The organism is Mycobacterium sp. Soil_C_30, from assembly GCF_057656995.1.
Map to the genome: position 1 here is coordinate 1 of NZ_JBDGJH010000035.1, position 22,955 is coordinate 22,955.

Genomic DNA, 22,955 nt, shown 5'->3' on the forward strand with positions numbered 1-22,955 from the left:
ACAAACACCTCAACCACACCCACGACAAACCCCTCCAGGCAGTCGCCGCTTGACATAGGAGCAATGCTCGCTCGGCCGAAAGTGGAGCGATGGCATACGACGAGCATCTGGCCGATCGCGTCAGGGAGCTGCTCAGCCCGGAACGCGGCGTGCAGGAGAAGGCGATGTTCGGCGGGCTGGCGTTCCTGCTGGGCGGCAACATGGCCGTCGCCGTCAGCAGTAAAGGCGGGCTCATGGTGCGAATACCACCGCAGGACACCGAAACCCTGCTGACTCGGGCCCATGTGACGCCGATGGTGATGAGTGGCCGGGAAACTCGCGGTTGGCTGCGGGTGGCCGCTGAGGGTGTGCAGACCAAACGCCAGCTGCAGAGTTGGGTGAACCGCGGCGTCGACTACGCCAAGACGCTGCCGGCCAAGTAACCGTTTCCCGGATCGGGCACGGGGTACGCCGACCGTATGACCACACCGAAGGAGATCACGAAGGAGTTGCTGGACCGCGCGGGCACCACCTATGCCGAGGACGCGGGCATCACCCTGAAAGACACTCCGAAGCCACTGTTCCAGCTGCTGGCGCTGTGCATGCTGGCCAGCAAACCGATCGACGCCGACATCGCGGTCAAGGCCGCGCGCGAGCTGTTCGGCGCCGGGCTGCGCACCGCCGAGGCGGTCCGCGACGCCGACCGCAGGACCATGATCGACGCGTTCGGCCGGGCCGGTTACGCCCGTTATGACGAGAGCTCGGCCACGCGGCTGACGGAGATGGCGAAGCGGGTGCAGGACGAGTACGGCGATGATCTGCGCACGCTGGCCGACGCTGCCGGGCAGGATGTGAAGAAGGCGTCGAAGCTGCTGCAGGAGTTCAAAGGCATCGGCGCCACCGGCGCCGACATCTTCCTACGCGAAGTCCAGGCCGTGTGGCCGTGGGTGCGCCCGTACTTCGACGAACGGGCCCGGGCGACGGCCAGAGACCTCGGATTGCCCTCGGACGCCGCCGAACTCGGCCGGCTGGCACCAAGCAACACCGCGGAGCTGGCGGCCGCGCTGGTGCGGACCTCGCTGGCCAGTTGATCCGCATCGGCACGTCCGGCTGGTCCTACGACCACTGGGATGGAGTGCTCTACCCCCCGAAGCTGCCCACGGCGCGTCGCCTGGCCCGCTACACCGAGGTCTTCGACACCGTTGAACTCAATGCCAGCTTCTACCGCTGGCCCAAGGACGCCACCTTCGCCGGGTGGCGCGCACGTCTGCCCGAGGGCTTCACCATGACGGTCAAGGCGCACCGCGGTCTCACCCACTTCCGTCGGCTGGCCTCCCCCGAGCCATGGGTCGAACGTTTCGAACGCTGTTGGACGGCACTGGGCGATCGGCGCGAGATGCTGCTGGTTCAACTCCACCCCGAACTGGACCGCGATGATCAGCGTCTCGATCACTTCCTGACCGTGATGCCCGACTGGATTCCCGTCGCCGTGGAGTTCCGGCATCCGTCCTGGGACGACCCCGCGGTGTACGACCTGCTGGAGCGCCACGACGCCGCCTATGTGGTGACCAGCGGCGCGCGGTTGCCGTGTGTACTGCGGGCCACCAGCTCACGCGTCTACGTGCGGATGCACGGACCCGACCCGGAGAAGCTGTACGCCGGCTCGTACTCCGAGGACGACCTGCGGTGGTGGCGCGATCGCATCACGCAGTGGCAGGACCAGGGCAGGGATGTGCTGGTCTACTTCAACAACGACGGCTACGGCCACGCCGTACGAAATGCCTTGCGATTGCGCGAACTGCTCACCAGCTGAGTTCCGCCGAGTACCCTCGGACCCGGAACGGAGTCACCATGTCCCGATCACAGACATTTGTCATCGTCGGCGGCGGACTCGCCGGCGCCAAAGCCGCAGAAGCGCTGCGCGAGAATGACTTCGACGGCCACATCGTCTTGTTTGCCGCCGAGGAGCATCTGCCCTACGAACGCCCGCCGTTGTCCAAGGATTTCCTGGCGGGCAAGAAAACCCTCACCGACTTCACCGTCGACCCGTCCGCCTGGTACCGCGACCACGATGTCGACCTGCGGCTGGGCACCACCGTCACCGCGATCGACCCGGACGCACACACCGTGACACTGCCCGACGACGACACGGTGCGGTACGACAAGTTGTTGCTGGCCACCGGATCCCGGCCACGCACACCGCCGATTCCCGGTGCCGATTCCGTCGGGGTGCACTACCTGCGGACCGTCGAGGATGCACAGAACCTCGATGCGGTGTTGCGCGACGGCAGCACACTGGCCGTCGTCGGCGCGGGTTGGATCGGCCTGGAAGTGGCGGCCAACGCCCGCGAACGGGGCGTGGAGGTCACCGTGGTGGAGTCGGCGGCCCTGCCGCTGCTGAACGCACTGGGACCGGAGGCCGCGCAGGTGTTCGCCGACCTGCACCGCGCCCACGGCGTGGACCTACGGCTGAATACCGAGGTGGCCTCGATCGCCGCGTCGGGCCTGACTTTGGCCGACGGTACCGAGATTTCCGCCGACGCGGTGCTGGTCGCCGTCGGAGCCGCTCCGAACGTGGAACTGGCCGAACGGGCCGGCCTGGCGCTGGCCGACGGCGGTGTGGCCGTCGACGCGACCATGCGGACCAGTGACGCCGACATCTATGCCGTCGGGGACATCGCGGCCGCCGAGAACCTGGTGTTCGGCACCCGGATCCGCACCGAGCACTGGGCCAACGCGCTCAAGCAACCGGCGGTGGCCGCGGCGAGCATGCTGGGACGGCAGGCCAGTTATGACGAGCTGCCCTACTTCTTCACCGATCAATACGACCTCGGGATGGAGTACGTCGGACATTCGCCCGGCTACCAGCGGGTGGTGTTCCGCGGGGATGTCGACGACGGCGAATTCACCGCCTTCTGGCTGGCCGCGGACAACCGCGTGCTGGCCGGCATGAACGTCAACGTCTGGGAGGGCCTCGACGACATCAAAGCGGTGGTGCGGGCCCGGCGTGCCGTGGACGTCGACGCACTGGCCGACCCCGGCGTGAAGGTCGGCGAACTGGTCTAGGCAGCCGGTACGTTGTCAGGTGTCCACGGTGGGAGGGTGCCTGCGTGCGGTTGTCGCTGTCCGGCCTGCCGGCCGACCGGGTGGTCTGCGTGGACGGTCCCACCGTGGAACAGTTCGTGATCGCCAGTGATCCGCTGCCCGACGCGGCGCCGGTGATCATCACGCTGCAATTGCCGCCGGGCACGGACGCCGACGCTGCCGCAATGGTCGACGATGTGCTGGACCGGGTCGAAGCGGTGGCACGTGCCCAACTCCGGGCCTGGCTGCCATCAGCCGATGGGATAGTCGATCGCAGCGACTTCGCCCGCCGCACCATCCGCCGTCTCGCCCACGAAACTGCCGCGACCACTTCCCATTTCGGCCCCTACCTGGCCGACGTAGCAGAGGCGGCGCTACTCGGGCAGCCGGTGGCGGCGCGCCACGATCCCGAGACTCGGGCCCGCGGCCTGGCCGCCATTCTGCACACCGCCTATTGCCGCGGCGATACGGTGCTGGCGTGGTGGACGGCGGACCCGGTGGACGCCGGCACACGACACGCCAGGGGCGCCGCGGCGCAGTGGCTGGTCGGCCGCGGATTCGGAGTCTGGATGCTCGTTTCGGGCCTCGTCGACGCCGGACGCTTCCCCGTCGTCACCCTTGACGTACCGGCCGGCCTGGACCGGCTGACCCGGCCCGCCACACCGGCGGTGATCTTCCCGCCGCTGAGCGGACGCCCACACCCCGGCAGCGCCATCGAGCTGCATTTCGAAGCCACGCTGGCCCAGCACCGGTGGGCACACAGCCGCGCGTGGAACCATGTGTATCAACCTCATCCGCTGACCCCTCCGATCCGCGTGGATCTGATGTGGCCGACCGAGCGGGTGGTGGTGGAACTCGATGGGCCCGACCACCGCGGGATGCTGAAGTACGCCGACGACCGCCGTCGGGACAACGCGCTGACCGTCGGCGGCTACGCCGTCCTGCGGTTCACCAACGACGAGGTCACCGACGACCTGTCACGGGTGCTTGCCATGATCGAGGGGCTGCTGGTGGCCAGACGACGCGACGAAGGGATCCCGCGTGAAGATCGGGCTCGATGAGCTGACCGGAACCGACCAGGCGGTTCTGTTGGTGTTGATGGCCGAGGCGCGTCCGGTGCCCAATCCCGAGCTGACCCGGCTGGGACCGGAACTGCGGAAAGACCGCCGGGAAGAGTTGAACCGGAAGGGCCTGATCGAGAGCGCTCTGGTGGGCCGCTCCTACGTCCATGAGCTCACCGACGCCGGCTGGGTCATCTGCCGGGACATCATCGGCGCCGACGCACCCCGCGGTGCCACCGGTGCGGCCCGGGCGTTGTACACGGTGCTGCGGGGCCTGAAGCGCTATCTCACGTCAGCGGACGTGCCGCCGGCGGAGGTGTTCACCGCTGCCGTCGTCGAGGTGCGGCCCGAACCCGACACGCCGACGGTGCCCACGCCCTCCGACGAACAGCTGGTGCACGACGTCTACGGCCGGCTGGCAGGTCAGCCCGGCGACTGGGTGGCGCTGGCGCGCCTGCGCGCCGAGCTCCCAGATGTGGCGCACCACGATCTCGATGACACACTGAGACGGATGTATCGCAAACCCGGCGTACACCTGATTCCCGAAGAGAATCAGAAGGTGCTCGACGAGCACGATTGGCAAGCCGCTGTCGTCATCGGTGACCAGCACAAGCATCTGATCGCGATCGAGGCGTGATGGACACCGGACAACGCGACGCCCTTTCCTCACTGCGGCTGACCTGGGCACCCACCACCGACGAGCTGTGGCGCCCCCAAGCCGGCCTGCACGTCACCGGCCTCAACGAGGGCCCGTTGGGCGAGGTCATCGACGCGTTCTCCGACGCCGTACATCAGCCCGACGGCAGCCCGCTCGGTGTGGTGCTGCGGGGTCAGGCCGGGTCCGGCAAGACCCACATGCTGGGACAGGTTCGCGAGCGGGTGCAGTCGGCCGGCGGGTACTTCTTCATCGTCGAACTGCTGGATGCCACCAGCTTCTGGCAGTCGGCGCGGGCCGGCATCCTGGAGAGCCTCGGCCGGCCCGGCGTGCGGTTGGAAACCCAGCTCAAGGACGTGCTGTGGGAGCTGGCGTCCATCGCGCACGTCTCCCGCGCCGACCGGCGGGCCATCGTCGGTGACGACGAACTGAACCCCGACATCCTCGAGCGTTTTGTCACCGGGTTGTTCAAGGTGCACCGCGAGACCGTGCGACAGTGCCGCCACACCCTGCGCTCCCTGGTGCTGCTGGGTTCGCTCGATTTCGGCGAGCAGGACATCGGCCAGGCGTACCTGAGCTCCAACGACGAACCCGACGGCCGGTCCAAGTGGGGACTGCCCGCGCCGACTGCTACCGCCCAGGAGGCGGTCCGCGATATCGCCCGCGTGGTAGCGCTGGCCGGGCCGATCGTGCTGGCCGTCGACCAGATCGACACCCTGCTGGCCCAGTCGCCGCAACGCACCGAATCGTCCACCGAGCAGACCGACAACCGCGATCTCGAACACGTCGCCCACGGGTTGATGTCGGTGCGCCAGACCATGCGGCGCACGGTCGCGGTGGTGGCCTGCCTGCCCGCCGCGTGGGAGTCGATCCGGGTGCGGGCCACCTCGACCGTCGCCGATCGGTTCCGGGTGACCTCACCGCTGCAGGGTCTGCCGACGCCGGAGCTCGGCCGCGCCATCCTGGAACGCCGGTTCGCCGCGGCCTACGCGACCGTCGGGTTCACTCCGCCGTACCCGAGTTGGCCCATCACTGCCGAGGCGTTCGCCGACGCACCCGACTACACCCCCCGGCAACTGCTCAAACGCGCCGACAGCCATGTGCGGCACTGCCTGGCCACCAATACCGTCATCGAATTGACCTCTCTGACAACCGATTCTGCGGCGCAACCGGCTCCCACCGAGCAACCCGCACCGGCCGTCGGCACCGATACCGACGAGTTGTCGGCGTTGGACGCCCGTTATCTGGCCTACCGCCGCCAGGCCGTCGCAGGAGTGGCCTTCGACCCCGAGGGTGAGGACACCACCATCCCGGAGTTGCTGGATGCGGCGCTGCGGTCGTGGATCATGGAAGCGGGTGAGTCCGGCGCCGATTTCCGCGTCGATCCCCCGCCGGGCACCAAGGTCACGTTGCATGCCCGGTTGCGGCAGAGCCTGGACGCCGACACCGATGACGAGCAACACTGGGCATTCCGGGCGATCGCCGCATCCAATGCGGTGGCGGCGTTGAACCGCATCCGAAGTGCAAGCGACGCAGCGGGCTTCAACTCCACCACCGACCGACGCAGACTCTTCCTGCTGCGCAACACCCCATGGCCGAGCGGGAAGAAGACCGCCGAGCTGATCCAGGCATTCGAAGCCGCGGGCGGGCAGACGCTGCCGCTGACCGACGACGATCTGCGCACCATGATCGCCCTACGCGACCTGATTCGCGAAGACGCTCATCACCTCCAGACCTGGCTGACCACACGCAAACCGGCGCACGGGATCGGGCTGCTGCGCGATGCCCTGGGTGACACGGCCGGCGAACAGGCCACCGAGGTGATCGAACCCGCCGATCACCCGGCGGAGCCGGCCGCAGCGCAGGACCAGCCGCGCAACGAGACGGCGATACCGTTCGGTGTCGATGTGGTCACCGGCGAACGCCAGGATGTCGAGCTCATCGGATTACGCAAGCACACCGCGGTTTTCGCAGGGTCAGGCTCAGGCAAGACGGTGTTGCTCCGGCGCATCGTCGAAGAGTGCGCACTGCGCGGCGTGTCGGCCATCGTGCTGGACCCCAACAACGACCTGTCCCGGCTGGGCAGCCCCTGGCCGCAACAGCCGCCGGGCTGGGATCCCGCCGACGATGCCCGCGCCGCCGATTACCTGCAGAACACCGAGGTGGTGGTGTGGACCCCTAACCGAGAGGCGGGGCGGCCGTTGACGTTTCAGCCGCTTCCGGACTTCGCCAGCGTGCGTGACGACCGTGACGAGTTCACCCAAGCGGTGGATTCCGCCGTCGCCGCGCTGGAACCGCGGGCGTTGATCCTGGGCAACTCGTCGAAGGCGGGCCGGCTTCGGGCGGTGCTGCGCGAGGCGCTGATCCACTACGGCTCGCAGGGACCCACCACCCTGCCCGGGTTCATCGACCTGCTCTCCGATCTTCCCGACGAGGCCAGCACCATGGCCAGAGCGCGTGAACTCGCCGCCGACATCGGACAGAACCTGCAGGCGGCAATGATCAACGACCCGATGTTCGGCGGCCAGGGGGAAGCCGCCGATCCCGGGGTTTTGCTCACCCCGTCGGACGGGTACCGCGCCCGGGTGTCGGTGATCAGCATGATCGGCTTGACCTCCGAACAACAGCGTGAGGGTTTCGTCAACCAGTTGCAGATGGCACTGTTCGCGTGGATCAAGCGCAACCCGGCCGGCGACCGGCCGCTGGGCGGGTTGCTGGTGATGGACGAGGCGCAGAACTTCGCCCCCTCGGGCCGTTCGACCATCAGCCTGCGCAGCACGCTGGCGTTGTCGTCGCAGGCACGTAAGTACGGGCTGGGCCTGGTGTATGCCACCCAGTCCCCGAAGGGGCTGCACAACTACATCCCCGGCAACGCCGCCACCCAGGTGTACGGCCTGCTGAACTCGGCGACCCAGATCACCTACGCCAATGAGTTGGCCCGGGTCAAAGGTGGTCTGGTTCCCGACATCAGCCGGCTGCGGGCGGGCAACTTCTACCTGGCGGGAGAAGGCCAGGCGTTCCACCGCATCCGTGCGCCGTGGTGCCTGTCGTTCCACCCGCAGAGCCCGCCGGCGACGGAGGAAGTGCTGAAGCTGGCTCAGGGCGGTTGACTTCTGCCCGCCTGGGTGCGACAACCGTGCGACAACTACTTGCGGGGTAAAACGATTCCGTCGCTTGGCATTTGACGCGGTTTTTTGTCAGTGCCTCTCGGTATGGTCGTGTCATGTTCCCCGAGTTACCCATGCTGATCGACGAGTTGCGAGGTGGCAGTGATGCCGCCCCGCTCGTCGATGCCGCGGTGGGCTGGGCTCGGGTGGAAGCCGCCTCGGCAGCCCAGCGGATGGCGGCGATGGCCGAATGGGCCACGGTGTTCCTGGCCGACGAAGACGACGACAGTTTGTGCGCCATCGACGCCGAAGACGACGTGGTCGCCCAGATCGGCATCGCGTTCGGCGTCTCGACGGGCCGGGCGTATGGAGATCTGCGTGTCGGAGCGGCGATGCGGGAACGGTTCCCCAAGCTCGCCGCGATGTTCCTGCGCGGGGAGATCTCAGCGAAGGTGATGACCACCGTCGTGGAGCGCACCCTGCTGGTGGTCGATGCGGATGTTCTGGCCCAACTCGATGACGCCTGCGCCGAAGCCGCCGCCCTGTGCGGGTGGAGCGGCCTGTCGTACTACAAGTTGAAGGCTGCCGTGGATGTGTGGGTGGAACGGCTCGACCCTGATGCGGTGCGGCGGGTGCGTAACACTGTGCGGGGGCGTGGGGTGTCGGTGGAGCACACCGATGACAAGGCCGGGGTCATGACCATCAGGATGCGGTTGACCAAACCGGGTGGGGCCCTGCTGATGGGGACACTACGCAGCATGGCCAAGGCCGTGTGTGCCGAGGATCCTCGGACGTTGGATCAGCGGATGGCCGATGCCGCCGAAGCCCTGCACGCCGGTGCCCGCCACCTGAAATGCCTGTGCGGGTCCGACACCTGCAGCGCGGCCGCCGATGACGGGGTGGCGTCGCACTTCGTGGTGCACATCTACGGCGACGCCGACCTCGCCGAGGCGCAGCCCGATCCGTTGCTCCACGGTGACGGTGTGTTCCCCACCGGCCCCGATAACGTCACCATCAAGTACCCCGCCAAGCGCAGCAAGGTCGAGTCCGAGGTGGGAGCGACGGCTGGACCCGAGCCCGTCGCGGAGTCCGAGGTCGCTGATTTGTCCACCGAGCCGATCGCGGACGCACAGAACGACATTGATACCCAGCAGCGCGCCGAGGCTGAGCCTGCGACACCGCGCAAGGAATCGGTGCAGCCCGACTCCGGCCAGCAGCCGGACTCGTCGGCGTCGCGGCACTGCGCGGCTCCGGCCGCCGCAGAACCTGAACCCTCGGCGGGCGACGAGCCCGAGCCCGAGGCCGGTGCGGCCGACGAGACAACCGCTGCGGCAACAGTTCCCACGACCGGCCGGGCGCCGGGGTTCATCCCTGGCTACGGCGTGGTGCCCAATGCGCTCATCGCCGCGCTGATCGCCGCCGGCGCCGACGTTCGGCCCATCAAAGCCCCGTCGGTCGAGCCGACCCAGAGCTACCGCCTCCGCGACAGCGACCGCGACTTCGTCCAAGCCCGCGACCTGACCTGCCGAGTTCCGGGCTGCGACCGCCCCATCCACGACGCCGACCTCGACCACACCATCCCCTGGGATGATGGCGGGCCCACCCACCCCTCCAACGAGAAGGGCTACTGCCGGCACCATCACCTGATGAAGACGTTCCGCGACGGCTGGTCCGAAGTCCAAAACCCTGATGGCACAGTACTTATTACCACACCCACCGGTCACACCTACACCAGCATCCCGCTGAGTCGGATCCTGTTCCCGCGCGCGAACACCACCTCCGCACCCGTGCAGCGAGGCAGTCCAAGAAAGAAGGCGGCCGCCGACAAGTCGGTGAAGATGCCGAAACGACAACGCAGTAAAGCCAAAGACCGCGCCTACCGCATCGCCGCAGAGCGCGCACTCAACGCTGCCTACCGCGCCAACGGGGGCGCTCCCACCTCAGGCGCCGCCGCGCCCAAGGATAATTGGGGATATCGGCTGTTCTTCGGGGAACACACCGAAACCGCCGACCCCAACGACCCGCCGCCCTTCTGAATTACCGGACGTCGGCACTCCGAACTAGTCCGCCGCGTCCGCCCTGGCCATGGCGTCGGTGTACTCGGCGGCGTTGAATTCCTCGGCCACAACGGTTTTCCGACCGTTGTAGACGTCGCGGTCGAGTTCGTCGTCGGCGTTGGCGACCAGCATCGCGACGAACGTATCGCCGTTGACGTTGAGGAACGTGCGGAAGATACCGGCGAACCAGTCCACGGCGATCAACAGACCGACCGCTTCGAACGGCAGATCCAGTGAGGTGGCCAGGAACATCGCGACCACCGGGAAACCACCCGGCACCGTGATGGTGCCCATGTTCAGCAGGATCGCCAGACCCATGCCGAGGACGATCTGGCCCAAGGTCAGCTCGATGCCACCGGCCTGGGCCAGGAACATGACCACGATCATGTAGTTGAGCACCGCGCCGTAGGAACCCATGGTCAGCCCCACCGACAGCGTGAAGTTGGCGACCTTCTGGCTGACCCCCACCTTCTCGACGGTGTTGCGCAGCACCGTCGGAAACGTGACGGCCGAGCTGGTGGTGGTGACGGCGATCGCGGTCTGCTCGGCGAGCTTGGCGGGCAGTTTCCATGGGCTCAGCCGAGTGCGCATCGCGACCACCACGACAAACAGCGCGAACAGGATCAGGACGCCCAGCAAGGTCGTGCCCAGGTACTTCAGCGCGGTGGTGACCACCGAGAACCCGACGTCACCGGCCAGTGCGGCCAGCAGACAGAACACCCCGACGGGGGCGACGTACATGACCAGCCGGATCATGGTGAGCACGATCTGCTGGATCTGGTCGATGAAGCTGAGCACCCGGGTGTCGCCGGTCTTGGTGATCTGGGTGCGCAGCGCGAGTCCGAACAGCAGCGAGAAGACGATGATCGGCACCATCGTCGCGGTGGACATCGCGTCGAAGATGTTGGTGGAGACGAAGTTCAGCAGCGTCTCCTGCCAGCCCAGGGCCTCACCCGCCGATTCTTCGAGACCGGGGTCGAGTTCCTCGGTGAACACCATGCCGGCGCCAGGCTGGATCAGCATGCTGAGCGCCCAGGCCAACAGTGCCGCGACCACCGAGAATCCGATCATCCACTTGAAGGTCCGCAACGCGGTGCGGCCGGTTCCGGTGCCCGTCATCGAGCCTGTCGCCACGATCACCGACGCCATCACCAGGGGCACGATGGCCATCTGGATGAGGCGGATGAACATGTCGCCGACGAACTTGAGATTGGCCGCCCACTCGCCCACGATCAGGCCGAAGAGGATTCCCGCGATGGCCGCGATGCCGATCTGCAGGGCCGGGTGTCGCAGAGTCTTCATCCACCGACGCTAAGCCGACGGCGCTACGGCGACGTGCCGACGGGATTTCGCGCGGGTTACCCCGTCAGCCGGCCCTGACGAGTTCGATCACGGGGATGACGCGCTCGGTCTTGCGCTGGTACTCGCCGAACTGCGGTTCCACGGCGACCTGCCGCGCGTACACGTCGTCGCGTTCGGCGCCTTCGAGGACGCGCGCGGTCGCCGCATAGGTCTCGGTACCCAACTCGACGGTGATCTCGGGATGGGCCACCAGATTGCGGTACCAGTCCGGGTGGGTGTCGGCGCCGCCTTTGCTGGCGAAGACGTAGACGCGGTCGTCCTCCAGCAGTGCCACCAGTGGAGCGATGCGCTCGGTGCCGGACTTGGCGCCGAAGTGGTGCACCAGCACCAAGGGTTTGCCCTCGAAGATCCCGCCCGCGGAGCCACCCGTGGCCCGGAACTCCTCGATCACCGGGTTGTTCATCGCGTCGAAGTCAGCTTTGTCCATGACCACGTCCAGCACCGCCGGAACTCCGCTTATTCCAGCGTGGCAGTTCCGTCCGCGCGAACCGTCACCTTGACACCCGCGATGTCCTCGATGGACTCGGGTTCCGGGACCACGGCCATGGTGCGGGCGTCGTCGGGGGTACGCACCGCGAGGAACAGCTTCTCGGGTTCGCCGTCTCGCCCGAAGGGGGCGGTCCACGTCTCCACCGTCCCGATACCCTCCCAGGACACCAACGCCTCCCGCGTCGGTTCCCGGTCGACGGTCGATTGCACGTCCTCCCAACTGAATTCGCCTGCCGGCGGCTCGGTGCTGTACACCCCGAAGCTGTGCTTGGTGAGGTACCCGCCGTTGGCGGTGATCAGTCCGCGCTTGCCCGGGTCGGCGACCAGCTTCTCGGCCATGGTGGCGATCGAGTGCATGACGTAGTTGTTCCACGGTCCGCCGGCGAAGGTCAGCCCGCCAGTGACCGTCAACGGCCGGGAGGCATCGTCGAGGCCGAGGCCGATCTCGGACGCGGCGACCTGGACCGCCGACGGGAAGCACGAATACACGTCCACGTAGGCGATGTCGTCCAGCGTCGTCCGAGCCAGTTCCAGAGCGCGGCGCGCCCCGATGCGGATGGCCGGCGAGCGGTGGTACTCGTAGCGCTCGGTGATCGAGTAGGTGTCATGGGAGTCGGTGCCCGCCCACGGGAAAACCCAACGCTCGCGCGGGATCTGGAGCGCTGTGGCGCGTTCCACCGAGGTCAGCACCAGTACCGCGCCCTGGTCGACCATGTTGTTGGAGTTCATCAGCTTGGTGTAGGGCCAGCTGATCATCCGGTTGTCCGGGCCGGGCTGCCAGATGTCGTCGGCAGTGTAGGCGGCGTTGCTCCAGGCGTGCGGATTCGTCTGCGCCACAACGTTGAACCGGGCCCACAGCTCGCCGATCCGGCGGCGGTGTGCATCCGAGGTCTCACCGCCTGCGACGCGCACGGCTTCCTCGAACATCGGGTAGACATCCGACGGCAGCCCCAGTCCGATGCGCTGCTGCGACTCCCCCGCCATCTCCATCGGGTCTTCGCCGCCAGGCGGCACCGGTACCGACTCGTCCTGTACGGGCCAGTCCGGGCGGACGCCGTTGGCCTTGAACCGTTTGCGGCTCCGCCAGGTCTCGGCCCCGGCCAGCAGCACCACATCGTTGCGGCCGGCGAGGATGTCCAGGCAGGCCTGGTTCACCAGTGACTGCGGCACATTGCCGCCGATGCCGGTGTACACCGTCGCGGGTCTGTCGGCACCGATCAGCTCGCCGAGCAGCAGGCCCGGGTCGCGGTAGCGCCACGACAGCAGGTTGACCACCCGGATGGCGTCGACGGCGGCCAGCACACGCTCATCGACGGCCTGCCGTGCGGCGGCGGCCATCAAGCCGACGGGATCGAGCACCTCGGCTGCCCCGTCATGCTGATTGACCTGGCCATACCCGACCAGCACAGGAGTCTTGGGATCCAGTGACATGGCAGGCAACCTACCATCCCTTGACAGGTGTCAAGCAGGCACGCGGCGGTAAATCGATTTCACGACCTGATATGCCGCCAACCCCTCCGGCCCGAGCTCCTTGCCCAACCCGCTGGCTTTCACACCGCCGAAAGGAGCGGCGATGTCGAGCTGGTAGTCGTTGACCCCGATGGTCCCGGTACGCACACCGCGCGCCACCTCGGTGGCCCGCTCGAGGTCGGTGGACCACACCGTGCCCGCCAATCCGTACTCACTGTCGTTGGCCAGTGCCACTGCGTCGGCGTCACCGTCGTAAGGGATCACCGCCAGCACGGGCCCGAACACCTCCTCCTGGGCCAGCCGATCGGAGTTGTCCACCCCGGCGAACACCGTCGGCTCCACGAACCAGCCCCGCGGTTGATCCTTCGGAACCGAGCCGCCCGCAACGAGTTTCGCTCCGCTGCCCTGACCCACCGCGATGTAGTCGAGCACCCGCTGTTGTTGCCGTTGGCTCACCAGCGGCCCGATGTCGGTGGCCTTGTCCAGCGGGTCGCCCACCGTCAGGCCCTGCGCCAGGGCGGCCATGGCCTCCACCACCTCGTCGTAGCGGGACCGCGGCGCCAGGATGCGTGAACTCAGGTGGCACGTCTGGCCGTTGTTCACGAACGACGCCGTACGCAACCCCTTGATGGTGGCGTCCAGATCGGCGTCGTCGAGGATGATGGCCGCCGATTTGCCGCCCAGCTCCAGCGTCACCGGCCGCATCAGCCGGCCGCAGATCTCGCCGATGGCCCGCCCGGCCGCCGTCGAACCGGTGAACGCCACCTTGTCCACACCGGGATGGCTGACCAGGTGCGCACCCGCGGTCGCGTCGCCGGGCACGATGTTCAGAATGCCGGCCGGGAGGCCCGCCTCATCGGCGGCCTCTGCGAAAACCAGCGCATCCAAGGCAGTCTCGGGCGAAGCCTTGAGCACCATGGTGCAGCCCGCGGCCAGCCCGGGCGCGATCTTCATGGCGGCCAGCGCCTGCGGGTAGTTCCACGGAGTGATGGCGCCGACGACGCCGACGGGTTCGCGCCGGACGATGGTGTTCCCGATCGCGCTGGGGCGGATCTCCTCGTCGGGCGTCTCCACGATCATCGCCGCGTAATAGTCGAGCAGCACCGCCGGGAACATCCCGTTGGCGCCGCGGGACAGCCGGATGGGCATCCCGTTCTCGCGGCTCACCAGCTCGGTGGTGGCCGCTCCCCGGGCCATCAACGCCGCGCCGAAGGCCTTCAGCAGCTCCGCGCGTTCCTTGGCCGGGGTCGCCTGCCAGGCCGGCAGGGCGCGCCGGGCAGCCGCGACCGCGGCGTCGATATCGGCGGTGCTCGCGCTGGCCCCGTCGCCCAGGTGCTCGCCGGTGGCGGCTTCGAGAACCGGTTGTGTGCCGGTCGCGCGGAATGAGCCGTCGATGTACACCTGCGCCGTCATCGGGTTTCCTCCTCGGGTGGGTCGGTACTGAACAACACGCCGTCGTCGATCAACCGCTGTACGGCGTGATCGTCGAAGCCGAGTATCTTCTGGCAGATCTCGAGGGTGTCCTGGCCGGGTAACGGAGCCGGCCGCGTCGGCACCTGCGGAATGCCGCGGTACGGGGCAGGCCCGGTCTCACTGGGCAGCGACAGCTCGAACAGCGGATGGCGCATGGGCGCAAAGACGTTGCGCGCGAGCAGTTGTGGATCCTCGAGCAGATCCAGTCGGCGCAGCATCGGCGCAGCGGCCACCCCCACTGCCTGCAAGGCCTCGGCCGCTTCCCGCGGCGACCGCTGGGCGGTCCAGTCGGCGAGTTCAGCGTCGCCGATCACCGCGGCGACGGCCCGGCGATCGTCGTCGCTGCGCAGCGAGACCACGCACCATTCGTCCTCGCCCGCGCACGGGTGGACACCGTGGACGGCGGTGTCGGGTTGCAGCCCGTCGACGCCGGCCGCCGTGGCCGCCTCGGCGACGAACACGGTATCCAGTTGGCCGACACACGCTTCGGCCTGCGACACGTGGATCCGGGCGCCGGCACCGGTGCGGTCACGGTGGATCAACGCGGCCAGCGCACCGATGGCCGAGATACGGCCGACGACGTGATCCGGGAACACGGTGGTGGCGTCGAAGAATCGATGCCTGCCGGAACCGTCGTCGTCCCCGTCGTCGGGCGGGGCGGTCCACAGACGGGTGACGCCGGTGCCGGCGCGCACCAGCGGCCCGTATCCCATGCGGACACTCCACGGCCCGGTGTCGCCGTAGGCACTGCTCTCGGCCAGCACGATATCGGGCTTGATCTGCTGCAGCTTGTCGTAGGAAAAGCCAAGGGCGGTCAGGGTTCCTGGTTTGAAGTTGGCAAAAACCGCGTCGGCGCCGGCGACCAGCCGGGTGAAGACGTCGGCACCGGCCGCACTGCGCAACTCCAACCCCAGGCCGAGCTTGTTGCGGTGTGTCCACGCGAACGACTCGCTCATCCGGTCACCGGGCCTGGCCTGGCGCAGACCGTCGGGATAGGCGGCGCTTTCCACCTTGATCACCTCGGCGCCGAGGTCGGCGAACAGTCGGCTCAGTTCGCCGCCTGCGACGATGATGCCGAGATCGACGATGCGCAGCCCTTCGAACGGCAGTCCACCGGAACGGGGCGCGGCGTCGGGCTCGGTGCGCGGCGCCTCCCACCCGGCCTCGTCGGCTCCGGCGACCGGCGCCGCCGTCCGGAACCCCGCGTGGACACCCCCGACGGTGTAATAACCGACCGGCACCGTGGCCGAGACCCCCGGTGCCAACTCGGCCACCGTCGAGGCGCCCACCTCCCTGAAATGAACGGAGCTCAGCGCATCGGCAGGGTCGAGCACCTCGGCGATGGGGACCCCGAAGGACTGTCCGGCGGCCACCAACTCGGCCATGGTCTGGCCGGCGAACTGATGGGCCAGCAGGGCGCCGATCTGGTCCCACACCGCAAAACGTTCGGCGATGACGTCGTACTTGGGGTCTTGGTAGGCCGCGGGCTCGCCCATCCAGGCGCGCAGCCCCCGCCACTGCCGGGGTGCCATCACCACCAACCGGACATAACCGTCTTTGCACGCGATGATCGGGTAGGCGTCCTGGTTTCGCGGGCGGCCCCGCCACCGCTCGCCGCGGCGCATCCCGGCCGCCGCCTGACCGTGCGAGCCGAACGGCGGATCGAGGGCGGTGACCACGGCGTCGAGCCGAGAGAAGTCGATGAAATCGCCTTTCCCACACCGCAACCGGTGATAGTGGGCGACCAGGACCGCCCAGGCGGCCTGAACAGCCGCCGTCGCCGTCGCGATACCGTCGGGCGGCAAGACCGGGGTTCCCGTAGCGGGGCCGGACCGCGACAGCGCCGACGACAGTGCATACAGCACAGCGTCGGTGGCGCGCCACGACGCCCGGGGCCCCTCGGTTCCGAAGTCGGTCACCGTCATCGCGACCAACTGCGGGAACTGCGCTGCCAGGTCCGCGCCACCGGTCCCGTAGGCCGCGGCGTTGCCGGAGTCGACGAGGATGTCGGCGCCGGCCACCAGTTCCAGGAGCCGACGACGATCGTCGTCGCTGCCGGGATCCAGGATGACGCTGCGTTTGTTGGCGTTGTGCAGCGCGAACGCGATGCTGGTGTCACCCAGCCGCGGCAGAGCCCCCCGGCCGGGCGACCCGCCGGGCGGTTCCACCTTCAGCACGTCGGCACCGAGGTCGGCCAGCAGTCGCGTCACGATGTCCGCGCCGCCGGTTGCCAGGTCGAGCACTCGCACCGAAGCAAGAAGTTGACACCTGTCGACAGTGGGCATCGTCACAGTATGTCCCAAAGCGACGCCGGGCCCAACAACTAGTCGTTGTCGCCCCCGGTGTCGGACCCGGCTCCCGGCGCCGCCCCGAGTTCGGCGTCGCGCGCCTGCGGCCACAACCAGTCGCGCACCTCGGGGATGTCGTCACCGTGCTCGCGGGTGTATTCACGGGCGGCGATGCGCTTGTCGACCATGTCCTGGCGCAGCGTCGCGCACGTGGACCCCAGGAACGGCACACGGTCGATGACATCGATGACCAGGTGGTAGCGGTCGAGGTCGTTGAGCATCACCATGTCGAACGGCGTGGTGGTGGTGCCCTCCTCCTTGTAGCCGCGCACATGCAGGTTGCTGTGGCCGGTACGGCGATAGGTCAAGCGATGGATCAACCACGGATAGCCGTGGTAGGCGAAGATCACCGGCTTGTCCGCGGTGAAGATCGCGTCGAACTGGCGGCTCGACAAACCGTGCGGGTGCTCGGTGTCATCCTGTAGTCGCATCAGATCCACGACATTGACGAACCGGATCTTCAGCTCCGGCAGATGCTGCTTGAGCAGATCCACCGCCGCCAACCCCTCCAGGGTGGGCACGTCACCCGCGGTCGCGATCACCACATCGGGATCGGTGCCCAGCTCCTCGGTACCGGCCCACTCCCAGATGCCGAGACCGCGGGTGCAATGCGCGATGGCCTGTTCCATGGTGAGGAAGTTCGGGTGCGGCTGTTTGCCGGCCACCACCACGTTGACGTACTGGCGCGACCGCAGGCAGTGGTCGTAGGTGGACAGCAGCGTGTTGGCGTCCGGCGGCAGATAGACCCGCACCACCGCGGCCTTCTTGTTCACCACGTGATCGATGAACCCGGGGTCCTGGTGGCTGAAACCGTTGTGATCCTGGCGCCAGACATGGCTGGACAGAAGGTAATTCAGGCTCGCGATGGGCCGGCGCCACGGAATGTGATTGGTGACCTTCAGCCACTTGGCGTGCTGGTTCATCATCGAATCGATGATGTGGATGAACGCCTCGTAACAATTGAACAGCCCGTGCCGCCCGGTCAGCAGATAGCCCTCCAGCCACCCCTGGCACTGGTGTTCGGACAGCATCTCCATCACCCGCCCCGCCCGGGCCAGGTGCTCGTCGACCTCGGGCCCGAAAAACCCTGCATTCCACTGCTTGTCGGTGGCGTCGTACACCGCCTGCAGCCGGTTCGACGCCGTCTCGTCCGGCCCGAAGATGCGGAAGTTCTCCGGGTTCAGCCGCACCACGTCGGTGAGCCACTGCCCGAGCACCTTGGTGGCCTCGGCGACCGTCGCACCGGGCACCGGCACGTCGACGCCGTACTTGCGGAAGTCGGGCAGGCGCAGATCCTTCAGCAGCACACCGCCGTTGGCGTGGGGGTTGTCGCTCATCCGCAGCGGCCCGGCAGGGGCCAGCGCCGCGATCGAAGGCTCGAGCCGGCCGTCGGCGTCGAACAGTTCCTCGGCCCGGTAGGAACCCAACCAGTCGGCGAGAACCTGGAGGTGCTCCGGGGTGTCGCGGGCACTGGACAGCGGCACCTGGTGCGCCCGCCACGAACCGGTGGTCTTCTTGCCGTCGATGTAATCCGGGCCCGTCCATCCCTTCGGGGTGCGGAAGACGATCATCGGCCACCGCGACCGCTCCTCGCTGCCCTCGGACGCGGCGGCCTTGATCTGAGCGATGTCGTTGAGCACGGTGTCGAGCAGCTCGGCGAAACGCCGGTGCGCATCGGCATGGTCGGTGGCATCGTCTGCCACCTCGAAGAAATGCGGATCGTGGCCGTACCCCACCAGCAGGGCGCGCAGCTCGTCTTCCGGAATCCGCGCCAGCACAGTCGGATTGGCGATCTTGTAGCCGTTGAGATGCAGAATCGGCAGCACCACCCCGTCGTGGGTGGGGTTGACGAACTTGTTGGAATGCCAGCTGGTTGCCAGCGCACCGGTCTCGGCTTCGCCGTCGCCGATGACCGCGGCCACCAGCAGGTCCGGGTTGTCGAACGCGGCGCCGTAGGCGTGCGACAGCGCATAACCCAGCTCACCGCCCTCGTGGATGGAGCCCGGCGTCTCGGGTGCGACATGCGACGGGATACCGCCGGGGAACGAGAACTGGCGAAACAGCCGGCGCAACCCTTCGGTGTCGGGGGTGATGTCGGAGTACACCTCCGAATAGGTGCCGTCCAGATAAGCGTTGGCCACCAGGCCCGGGCCGCCGTGCCCGGGACCGGTGACATACAGGGTCGACTGGTCTCGCTCCTTGATGACGCGGTTCAGATGGGCATAGAGAAAATTGAGTCCCGGGGTGGTGCCCCAGTGCCCCAGCAGTCGGGGCTTGACGTCGTCGCGCACCAGAGGCGTGCGCAACAGCGGGTTGTCCAGCAGGTAGATCTGCCCCACCGACAGGTAGTTGGCCGCGCGCCACCACCCGTCCAGTTGGGAAAGCGTCTGGTCGTTGATCGGTTGTACCTCGGCAGAACGCCATGCGGTCATGCGAATTCTCCTCCCGACATTTTCGGCTTCCATCCTTGCGCGTACCCGGTACCGCGCGCAGGTGTGCACCAGCTGTTCATCTCAGGAGACGAACAGCCGGCGCAGGTAGACTGCGCGGGTTATGTCTGATGTCAGCGCGGTGGACGCGCGTCCGCACCCGCTGCTGGCGCAGCTGTCGGCCATCCACCATTTCCGGATCTATGCCGACATCGCGATCGTGGTCATCGTTCTGGCGGTGACCAATCTGATCGCCCACTTCACCACCCCGTGGGCCAGTATCGCCACCGTTCCTGCGGCCGCGATCGCTCTGCTGATCCTGGTGCGCGCTCGCGGGTTGTGCTGGTCGGAGCTCGGCCTTGGCCGCGAGCACTGGCGCTCCGGCGCCGGTTATGCCGCCGCGGCGGTGGGCCTGGTGCTGTCGGTGATCGCGGTCGGCGCGCTGCTGCCCTGGACCCGGCCGATGTTCATGAACGACAACTACGCCACGCTGTCGGGTGCGCTGCTGGCGTCGATGATCATCATCCCGCTGCAGACCGTCATTCCCGAAGAGCTCGCGTTCCGCGGTGTCCTGCACGGCGCGTTGAACCGGGCCTGGGGGTTTCGCGGCGTCGCGGCCGCCGGGTCACTGCTGTTCGGGTTGTGGCACATCTCGACCTCGCTGGGCCTGACCAGCAGCAACGTCGGCTTCACCCGGATCTTCGGCGGCGGCATCGTCGGCATGATCGCCGGGGTGGTGCTGGCAGTGGTGGCCACCGGGGTCGCGGGTTTCGTCTTCACCTGGCTGCGCCGCCGCAGTGGCAGCCTGATCGCGCCCATCGCACTGCACTGGTCACTCAACGGCATGGGTGCGCTGGCCGCCGCTCTGGTCTGGCACGCCTCCACCTGATCGGCGGCGCCTGGCCCGGAAGTCGCGGTTCTTCAGCTTGTTTCCGCACCCGGCCATGTCACACCAGGTACCGCCATGGTTGCGGGACCGGTCGTAGAACGCCCACTGGCAGTCGGGATTCGCACATGCCTTGAGCTTGGCCCAGGTGCCGTCGGCTTGCGCGTCGCGCACCGTGAGCACCATGCCCAGCAACCGGCCGTGCACCGTATCGGCAGCCGGCTCCAGCCGCACCGTTCCCTCCGCATCCACCACGGCGCGGGCTGCGGTGTGCGCGGCGACGTCGGCCAGGCCACGCAGCGTTTCGACCGCGGGTTCCGGGCCACCGGCGTTGCGGACCGCCAGCGCCCGCAGGGCCTCGCGTACGGCGACGACGGCTTCGATTTCCTCGGGAGTCGCGGGGTGGCCGGCCAACTGGTTCTCGCTCAGCCAGCGCCGCGCGGACGCGGGTTCGGCCAGCAGGTCGGCGCCGGTCTCGAGATCCCTGGTGTTGATCAGCGCCTGGATGTGTCCCAGCGCACCCGGCGCGGGCTTGGCTTCCACGTCGCCGAAAGGATCGGTCGCGACCATGAACCCACCCTACTCCTGATGACCAGCAAAACCTGTTGACTAGTCATGCGTGACCGGTATAGGTTTTTTGACAGTCACGAAGGGAGCTGACGATGGCGCACAACCGAGCCGCCATGGACATGCTGTTACGACATCCCGAGGGTCGCCCGATCTCCAGGTCCGGCGAGTTCTCCCGCCGGACCCGCGTCAGAGCCCGGCTGTTCGCACACCGACTGGACGTGGCGATCGAACACCACGTCGCCGCGGCAGCGGGCTCCACACTCGCCTGTCACGCCGCGCGCATCACGTCATTCGAGGAACGCGAACACCTCGCCCGGTCGCTGCGCTCGGCGCTGCGGCCCGCCGCAGGGCTGACGTCCGCGGTTCCCGTGGACCGCGACGCCGTGGCCGGTAACGCCGCGTTGATCGAGCAGGTGGCGCTGCGGCTGCATGCGCCGGCACCCGTACGGGCACGCGGTATGGCCCGGTTGCGGCTGCTGCTCAGCGACGGCCGCGGACCGCTGTACCGCCCCGGCCGCGGCAGCCTGAGCGCCGAGCTGCGGGGTGTGCTCGCCGCACTGTAGGCGGCTCGCAAGAAGGGACCAATGGCACGCGATCGAGGCCCTTTTCGCCGGTACCCCGGCGGTGAGCGGTGCCACAGTGAGTGTCATGGACACCCTGCCTGACAACGAGACCATCCGCGCCGCGGTGGCGCTGGCGGTGCGAGCCCCTTCGATCCACAACTCGCAACCCTGGCTGTGGCGGGTGGGCGATCAGTCGGTGCAGCTCTACGCAGATCCCACCCGGCATCTGCCCCACACCGACCCTGCCCGCCGCGATCTGCTGCTCAGTTGCGGGATTGCGTTGCAACACTTCACCGTGGCACTGGCCGCCCTCGGATGGCAGACCCACGTACACCGGCTGCCCAACCCCGCCGAGCCACATCACCTGGCAAGCATCGAGATCTGCGGACACGGCGGCAGCGAACAGGAGATCGCCCTGGCCGCCGCGATTCCGCGCAGACGGACCGACCGGCGCTGGTACAGCTCATGGCCGGTGCCCGGCGGCGACGTGGCGCTCATGGCGTCCCGCGCGGCACGCAGCGGCGTCGTCCTGCGTCGCGTCGCGTTCCCGAACCGGCTCAGCGGCGTCCTGGCCGACGCGATGCACCGGCACGCCGAAGACGACGAGTATCTGGTGGAACTGTCCCGGTGGAGCGGGCGCTACGGCGCCGTCGCGGGGGTACCGGCGCGCAACACCCCGGCCACCTCGCACAGCGACCTGCCCGCCCGGGTGTTCGCCAACCCGGCGCTGCCCCAGCCTCGCGGGGCTCAGGCCAGAGACGACGCGGGTGTGCTGCTGGCGCTGGGTACCGCCACCGATGACCCGTTGGCGGTACTGCGGGCCGGCGAAGCGACGGGCGTGGTGCTCTTGACCGCCACCGCGCTGGGCCTGTCGAGCTGCCCGTTGACCGAGCCACTGGAGATCGACGCCACCCGGGAGGCGGTGCGGGCGATGGTGCTCGGCGGCGACGGGTTCCCTCAGATGCTGTTGCGCGTCGGGTGGGCGCCGTTGAACGCCGACCCACTGCCCGCCACCCCGCGCCGGCCCCTGGCGGAGGTGATCGAGCAACTCGACGAAACCCCGGTGTCGGTGTCGGGTTAGGTTCTGCGCACCCTGCTCACGATCCACAGCAGGATCACCGCGCCGAGTACCGCGGTGAACAGCGTGAACCACCACCCGCCGGAGGCGGTGTCGAGGAAGAAGCTGAGCAGGAGCCGCCGATCAGCGCGCCGATGATGCCGATGACGATGTTCATCAGGATGCCGGAGCCGCCGCCTTTGACGATCTTGCCGGCGATCCACCCCGCGATGGCGCCGATGATGATGTAGCCGATCCAGCCGACGCTGGTCAGCGTGGTTGACCGGGCCAGGATCTCCGTTGATTGAGCAACAAGCGTTGTGTCCATCGCTCCGGTATGCCCCCAACAATCACGATTAGACCTA

Annotated in this window: 18 protein-coding genes and 1 pseudogene; 11 read left to right on the forward strand and 8 right to left on the reverse strand. The window is 68.0% G+C overall.

Going from position 1 to position 22,955, the window contains the following annotated elements; translation table 11 throughout:
* Window positions 1–89: 89 nt before the first annotated feature.
* From AC3A6P_RS34645 to AC3A6P_RS34680, 8 genes are all read left to right on the forward strand, one after another.
* On the forward strand, window positions 90–422 hold the full coding sequence (locus AC3A6P_RS34645) for a TfoX/Sxy family protein (protein ID WP_487696969.1): 333 nt from the start codon (window positions 90–92) through the stop codon (window positions 420–422).
* A 36-nt stretch (window positions 423–458) separates the two neighbouring features.
* The gene (locus AC3A6P_RS34650) at window positions 459–1,070 is read left to right on the forward strand and encodes an HhH-GDP family DNA glycosylase (protein ID WP_487696971.1); all 612 of its coding nucleotides are present in this window, start codon (window positions 459–461) and stop codon (window positions 1,068–1,070) included.
* On the forward strand, window positions 1,067–1,792 hold the full coding sequence (locus tag AC3A6P_RS34655) for a DUF72 domain-containing protein (RefSeq protein ID WP_487696973.1): 726 nt from the start codon (window positions 1,067–1,069) through the stop codon (window positions 1,790–1,792). Before AC3A6P_RS34650 ends, AC3A6P_RS34655 begins: the two co-directional genes overlap by 4 nt.
* A gap of 38 nt (window positions 1,793–1,830) precedes the next feature.
* Window positions 1,831–3,045 carry an NAD(P)/FAD-dependent oxidoreductase gene (locus AC3A6P_RS34660; protein WP_487696974.1) on the forward strand — a complete coding sequence of 405 codons (1,215 nt, stop codon included), beginning with the start codon at window positions 1,831–1,833 and terminating at the stop codon, window positions 3,043–3,045.
* Between the two features lie 44 nt (window positions 3,046–3,089).
* Window positions 3,090–4,124 (forward strand): endonuclease domain-containing protein, encoded by a 1,035-nt coding sequence (locus AC3A6P_RS34665; protein ID WP_487696976.1) that lies wholly within the window; start codon window positions 3,090–3,092, stop codon window positions 4,122–4,124.
* Window positions 4,105–4,761, forward strand: a complete 657-nt coding sequence (locus AC3A6P_RS34670) for a hypothetical protein (protein WP_487696978.1) — start codon at window positions 4,105–4,107, stop codon at window positions 4,759–4,761. Before AC3A6P_RS34665 ends, AC3A6P_RS34670 begins: the two co-directional genes overlap by 20 nt.
* Window positions 4,761–7,889, forward strand: coding sequence for a helicase HerA domain-containing protein (locus tag AC3A6P_RS34675; RefSeq protein WP_487696980.1), 3,129 nt, complete (start codon window positions 4,761–4,763; stop codon window positions 7,887–7,889). The genes AC3A6P_RS34670 and AC3A6P_RS34675 overlap by 1 nt, the downstream gene beginning before the upstream one ends.
* 113 nt (window positions 7,890–8,002) lie before the next feature.
* The gene (locus tag AC3A6P_RS34680; protein WP_487696981.1) at window positions 8,003–9,922 is read left to right on the forward strand and encodes an HNH endonuclease signature motif containing protein; all 1,920 of its coding nucleotides are present in this window, start codon (window positions 8,003–8,005) and stop codon (window positions 9,920–9,922) included.
* 24 nt (window positions 9,923–9,946) lie between these two features.
* Here AC3A6P_RS34680 and AC3A6P_RS34685 read toward each other — a convergent pair whose 3' ends face one another.
* The 6 genes from AC3A6P_RS34685 to AC3A6P_RS34710 all read right to left on the reverse strand — a co-directional run bounded on the left by AC3A6P_RS34685 (window position 9,947) and on the right by AC3A6P_RS34710 (window position 19,517).
* A complete protein-coding gene (locus tag AC3A6P_RS34685; RefSeq protein ID WP_487696983.1) occupies window positions 9,947–11,245 on the reverse strand; it encodes a dicarboxylate/amino acid:cation symporter in 1,299 nt (432 codons plus the stop codon).
* A gap of 64 nt (window positions 11,246–11,309) precedes the next feature.
* The gene (locus AC3A6P_RS34690; protein WP_487696984.1) at window positions 11,310–11,732 is read right to left on the reverse strand and encodes a nitroreductase family deazaflavin-dependent oxidoreductase; all 423 of its coding nucleotides are present in this window, start codon (window positions 11,730–11,732) and stop codon (window positions 11,310–11,312) included.
* Between the two features lie 29 nt (window positions 11,733–11,761).
* The gene (locus tag AC3A6P_RS34695; protein WP_487696986.1) at window positions 11,762–13,225 is read right to left on the reverse strand and encodes an acetyl-CoA acetyltransferase; all 1,464 of its coding nucleotides are present in this window, start codon (window positions 13,223–13,225) and stop codon (window positions 11,762–11,764) included.
* A 30-nt stretch (window positions 13,226–13,255) separates the two neighbouring features.
* Window positions 13,256–14,677 carry an aldehyde dehydrogenase gene (locus AC3A6P_RS34700; RefSeq protein WP_487696987.1) on the reverse strand — a complete coding sequence of 474 codons (1,422 nt, stop codon included), beginning with the start codon at window positions 14,675–14,677 and terminating at the stop codon, window positions 13,256–13,258.
* A complete protein-coding gene (locus AC3A6P_RS34705) occupies window positions 14,674–17,022 on the reverse strand; it encodes a CoA transferase (protein ID WP_487696988.1) in 2,349 nt (782 codons plus the stop codon). Before AC3A6P_RS34705 ends, AC3A6P_RS34700 begins: the two co-directional genes overlap by 4 nt.
* Before the next feature lie 38 nt (window positions 17,023–17,060).
* Window positions 17,061–19,517, reverse strand: coding sequence for a phosphoketolase family protein (locus AC3A6P_RS34710; protein WP_487696990.1), 2,457 nt, complete (start codon window positions 19,515–19,517; stop codon window positions 17,061–17,063).
* Window positions 19,518–19,638: 121 nt separating this feature from the next.
* On the opposite strand from AC3A6P_RS34710, the gene AC3A6P_RS34715 reads away from it, so the two are divergent.
* A complete protein-coding gene (locus AC3A6P_RS34715; RefSeq protein ID WP_487696991.1) occupies window positions 19,639–20,403 on the forward strand; it encodes a CPBP family intramembrane glutamic endopeptidase in 765 nt (254 codons plus the stop codon).
* On the opposite strand, the gene AC3A6P_RS34720 is transcribed toward AC3A6P_RS34715, so the two are convergent.
* A complete protein-coding gene (locus AC3A6P_RS34720) occupies window positions 20,347–20,970 on the reverse strand; it encodes a CGNR zinc finger domain-containing protein (RefSeq protein ID WP_487696993.1) in 624 nt (207 codons plus the stop codon). The genes AC3A6P_RS34715 and AC3A6P_RS34720 overlap by 57 nt on opposite strands.
* A 92-nt stretch (window positions 20,971–21,062) precedes the next feature.
* Here AC3A6P_RS34720 and AC3A6P_RS34725 point away from each other — a divergent pair, with 92 nt between their 5' ends.
* Together AC3A6P_RS34725 and AC3A6P_RS34730 are read left to right on the forward strand one after the other, a co-directional pair.
* Window positions 21,063–21,533 (forward strand): hypothetical protein, encoded by a 471-nt coding sequence (locus AC3A6P_RS34725; RefSeq protein WP_487696995.1) that lies wholly within the window; start codon window positions 21,063–21,065, stop codon window positions 21,531–21,533.
* A gap of 85 nt (window positions 21,534–21,618) precedes the next feature.
* Window positions 21,619–22,614 carry an Acg family FMN-binding oxidoreductase gene (locus tag AC3A6P_RS34730; protein ID WP_487696997.1) on the forward strand — a complete coding sequence of 332 codons (996 nt, stop codon included), beginning with the start codon at window positions 21,619–21,621 and terminating at the stop codon, window positions 22,612–22,614.
* On the opposite strand, the pseudogene AC3A6P_RS34735 reads toward AC3A6P_RS34730, so the two are convergent.
* Window positions 22,611–22,918: pseudogene (locus AC3A6P_RS34735) on the reverse strand (GlsB/YeaQ/YmgE family stress response membrane protein). The gene AC3A6P_RS34730 and the pseudogene AC3A6P_RS34735 sit on opposite strands and share 4 nt — an antisense overlap.
* Between the last annotated feature and the right edge of the window lie 37 nt (window positions 22,919–22,955).

Excerpts from the sequence above, each read along its gene's own strand:
- AC3A6P_RS34675 (WP_487696980.1), top strand. The coding sequence starts at position 4,761 with ATGGACACCGGACAACGCGACGCCCTTTCCTCACTGCGGCTGACCTGG.
- AC3A6P_RS34695 (WP_487696986.1), bottom strand. The coding sequence starts at position 13,225 with ATGTCACTGGATCCCAAGACTCCTGTGCTGGTCGGGTATGGCCAGGTC.
- AC3A6P_RS34680 (WP_487696981.1), top strand. The coding sequence starts at position 8,003 with ATGTTCCCCGAGTTACCCATGCTGATCGACGAGTTGCGAGGTGGCAGT.
- AC3A6P_RS34700 (WP_487696987.1), bottom strand. The coding sequence starts at position 14,677 with ATGACGGCGCAGGTGTACATCGACGGCTCATTCCGCGCGACCGGCACA.
- AC3A6P_RS34710 (WP_487696990.1), bottom strand. The coding sequence starts at position 19,517 with ATGACCGCATGGCGTTCTGCCGAGGTACAACCGATCAACGACCAGACG.
- AC3A6P_RS34660 (WP_487696974.1), top strand. The coding sequence starts at position 1,831 with ATGTCCCGATCACAGACATTTGTCATCGTCGGCGGCGGACTCGCCGGC.
- AC3A6P_RS34685 (WP_487696983.1), bottom strand. The coding sequence starts at position 11,245 with ATGAAGACTCTGCGACACCCGGCCCTGCAGATCGGCATCGCGGCCATC.
- AC3A6P_RS34690 (WP_487696984.1), bottom strand. The coding sequence starts at position 11,732 with ATGGACAAAGCTGACTTCGACGCGATGAACAACCCGGTGATCGAGGAG.
- AC3A6P_RS34725 (WP_487696995.1), top strand. The coding sequence starts at position 21,063 with ATGGCGCACAACCGAGCCGCCATGGACATGCTGTTACGACATCCCGAG.
- AC3A6P_RS34705 (WP_487696988.1), bottom strand. The coding sequence starts at position 17,022 with ATGCCCACTGTCGACAGGTGTCAACTTCTTGCTTCGGTGCGAGTGCTC.
- AC3A6P_RS34715 (WP_487696991.1), top strand. The coding sequence starts at position 19,639 with ATGTCTGATGTCAGCGCGGTGGACGCGCGTCCGCACCCGCTGCTGGCG.
- AC3A6P_RS34730 (WP_487696997.1), top strand. The coding sequence starts at position 21,619 with ATGGACACCCTGCCTGACAACGAGACCATCCGCGCCGCGGTGGCGCTG.
- AC3A6P_RS34645 (WP_487696969.1), top strand. The coding sequence starts at position 90 with ATGGCATACGACGAGCATCTGGCCGATCGCGTCAGGGAGCTGCTCAGC.
- AC3A6P_RS34720 (WP_487696993.1), bottom strand. The coding sequence starts at position 20,970 with ATGGTCGCGACCGATCCTTTCGGCGACGTGGAAGCCAAGCCCGCGCCG.
- AC3A6P_RS34650 (WP_487696971.1), top strand. The coding sequence starts at position 459 with ATGACCACACCGAAGGAGATCACGAAGGAGTTGCTGGACCGCGCGGGC.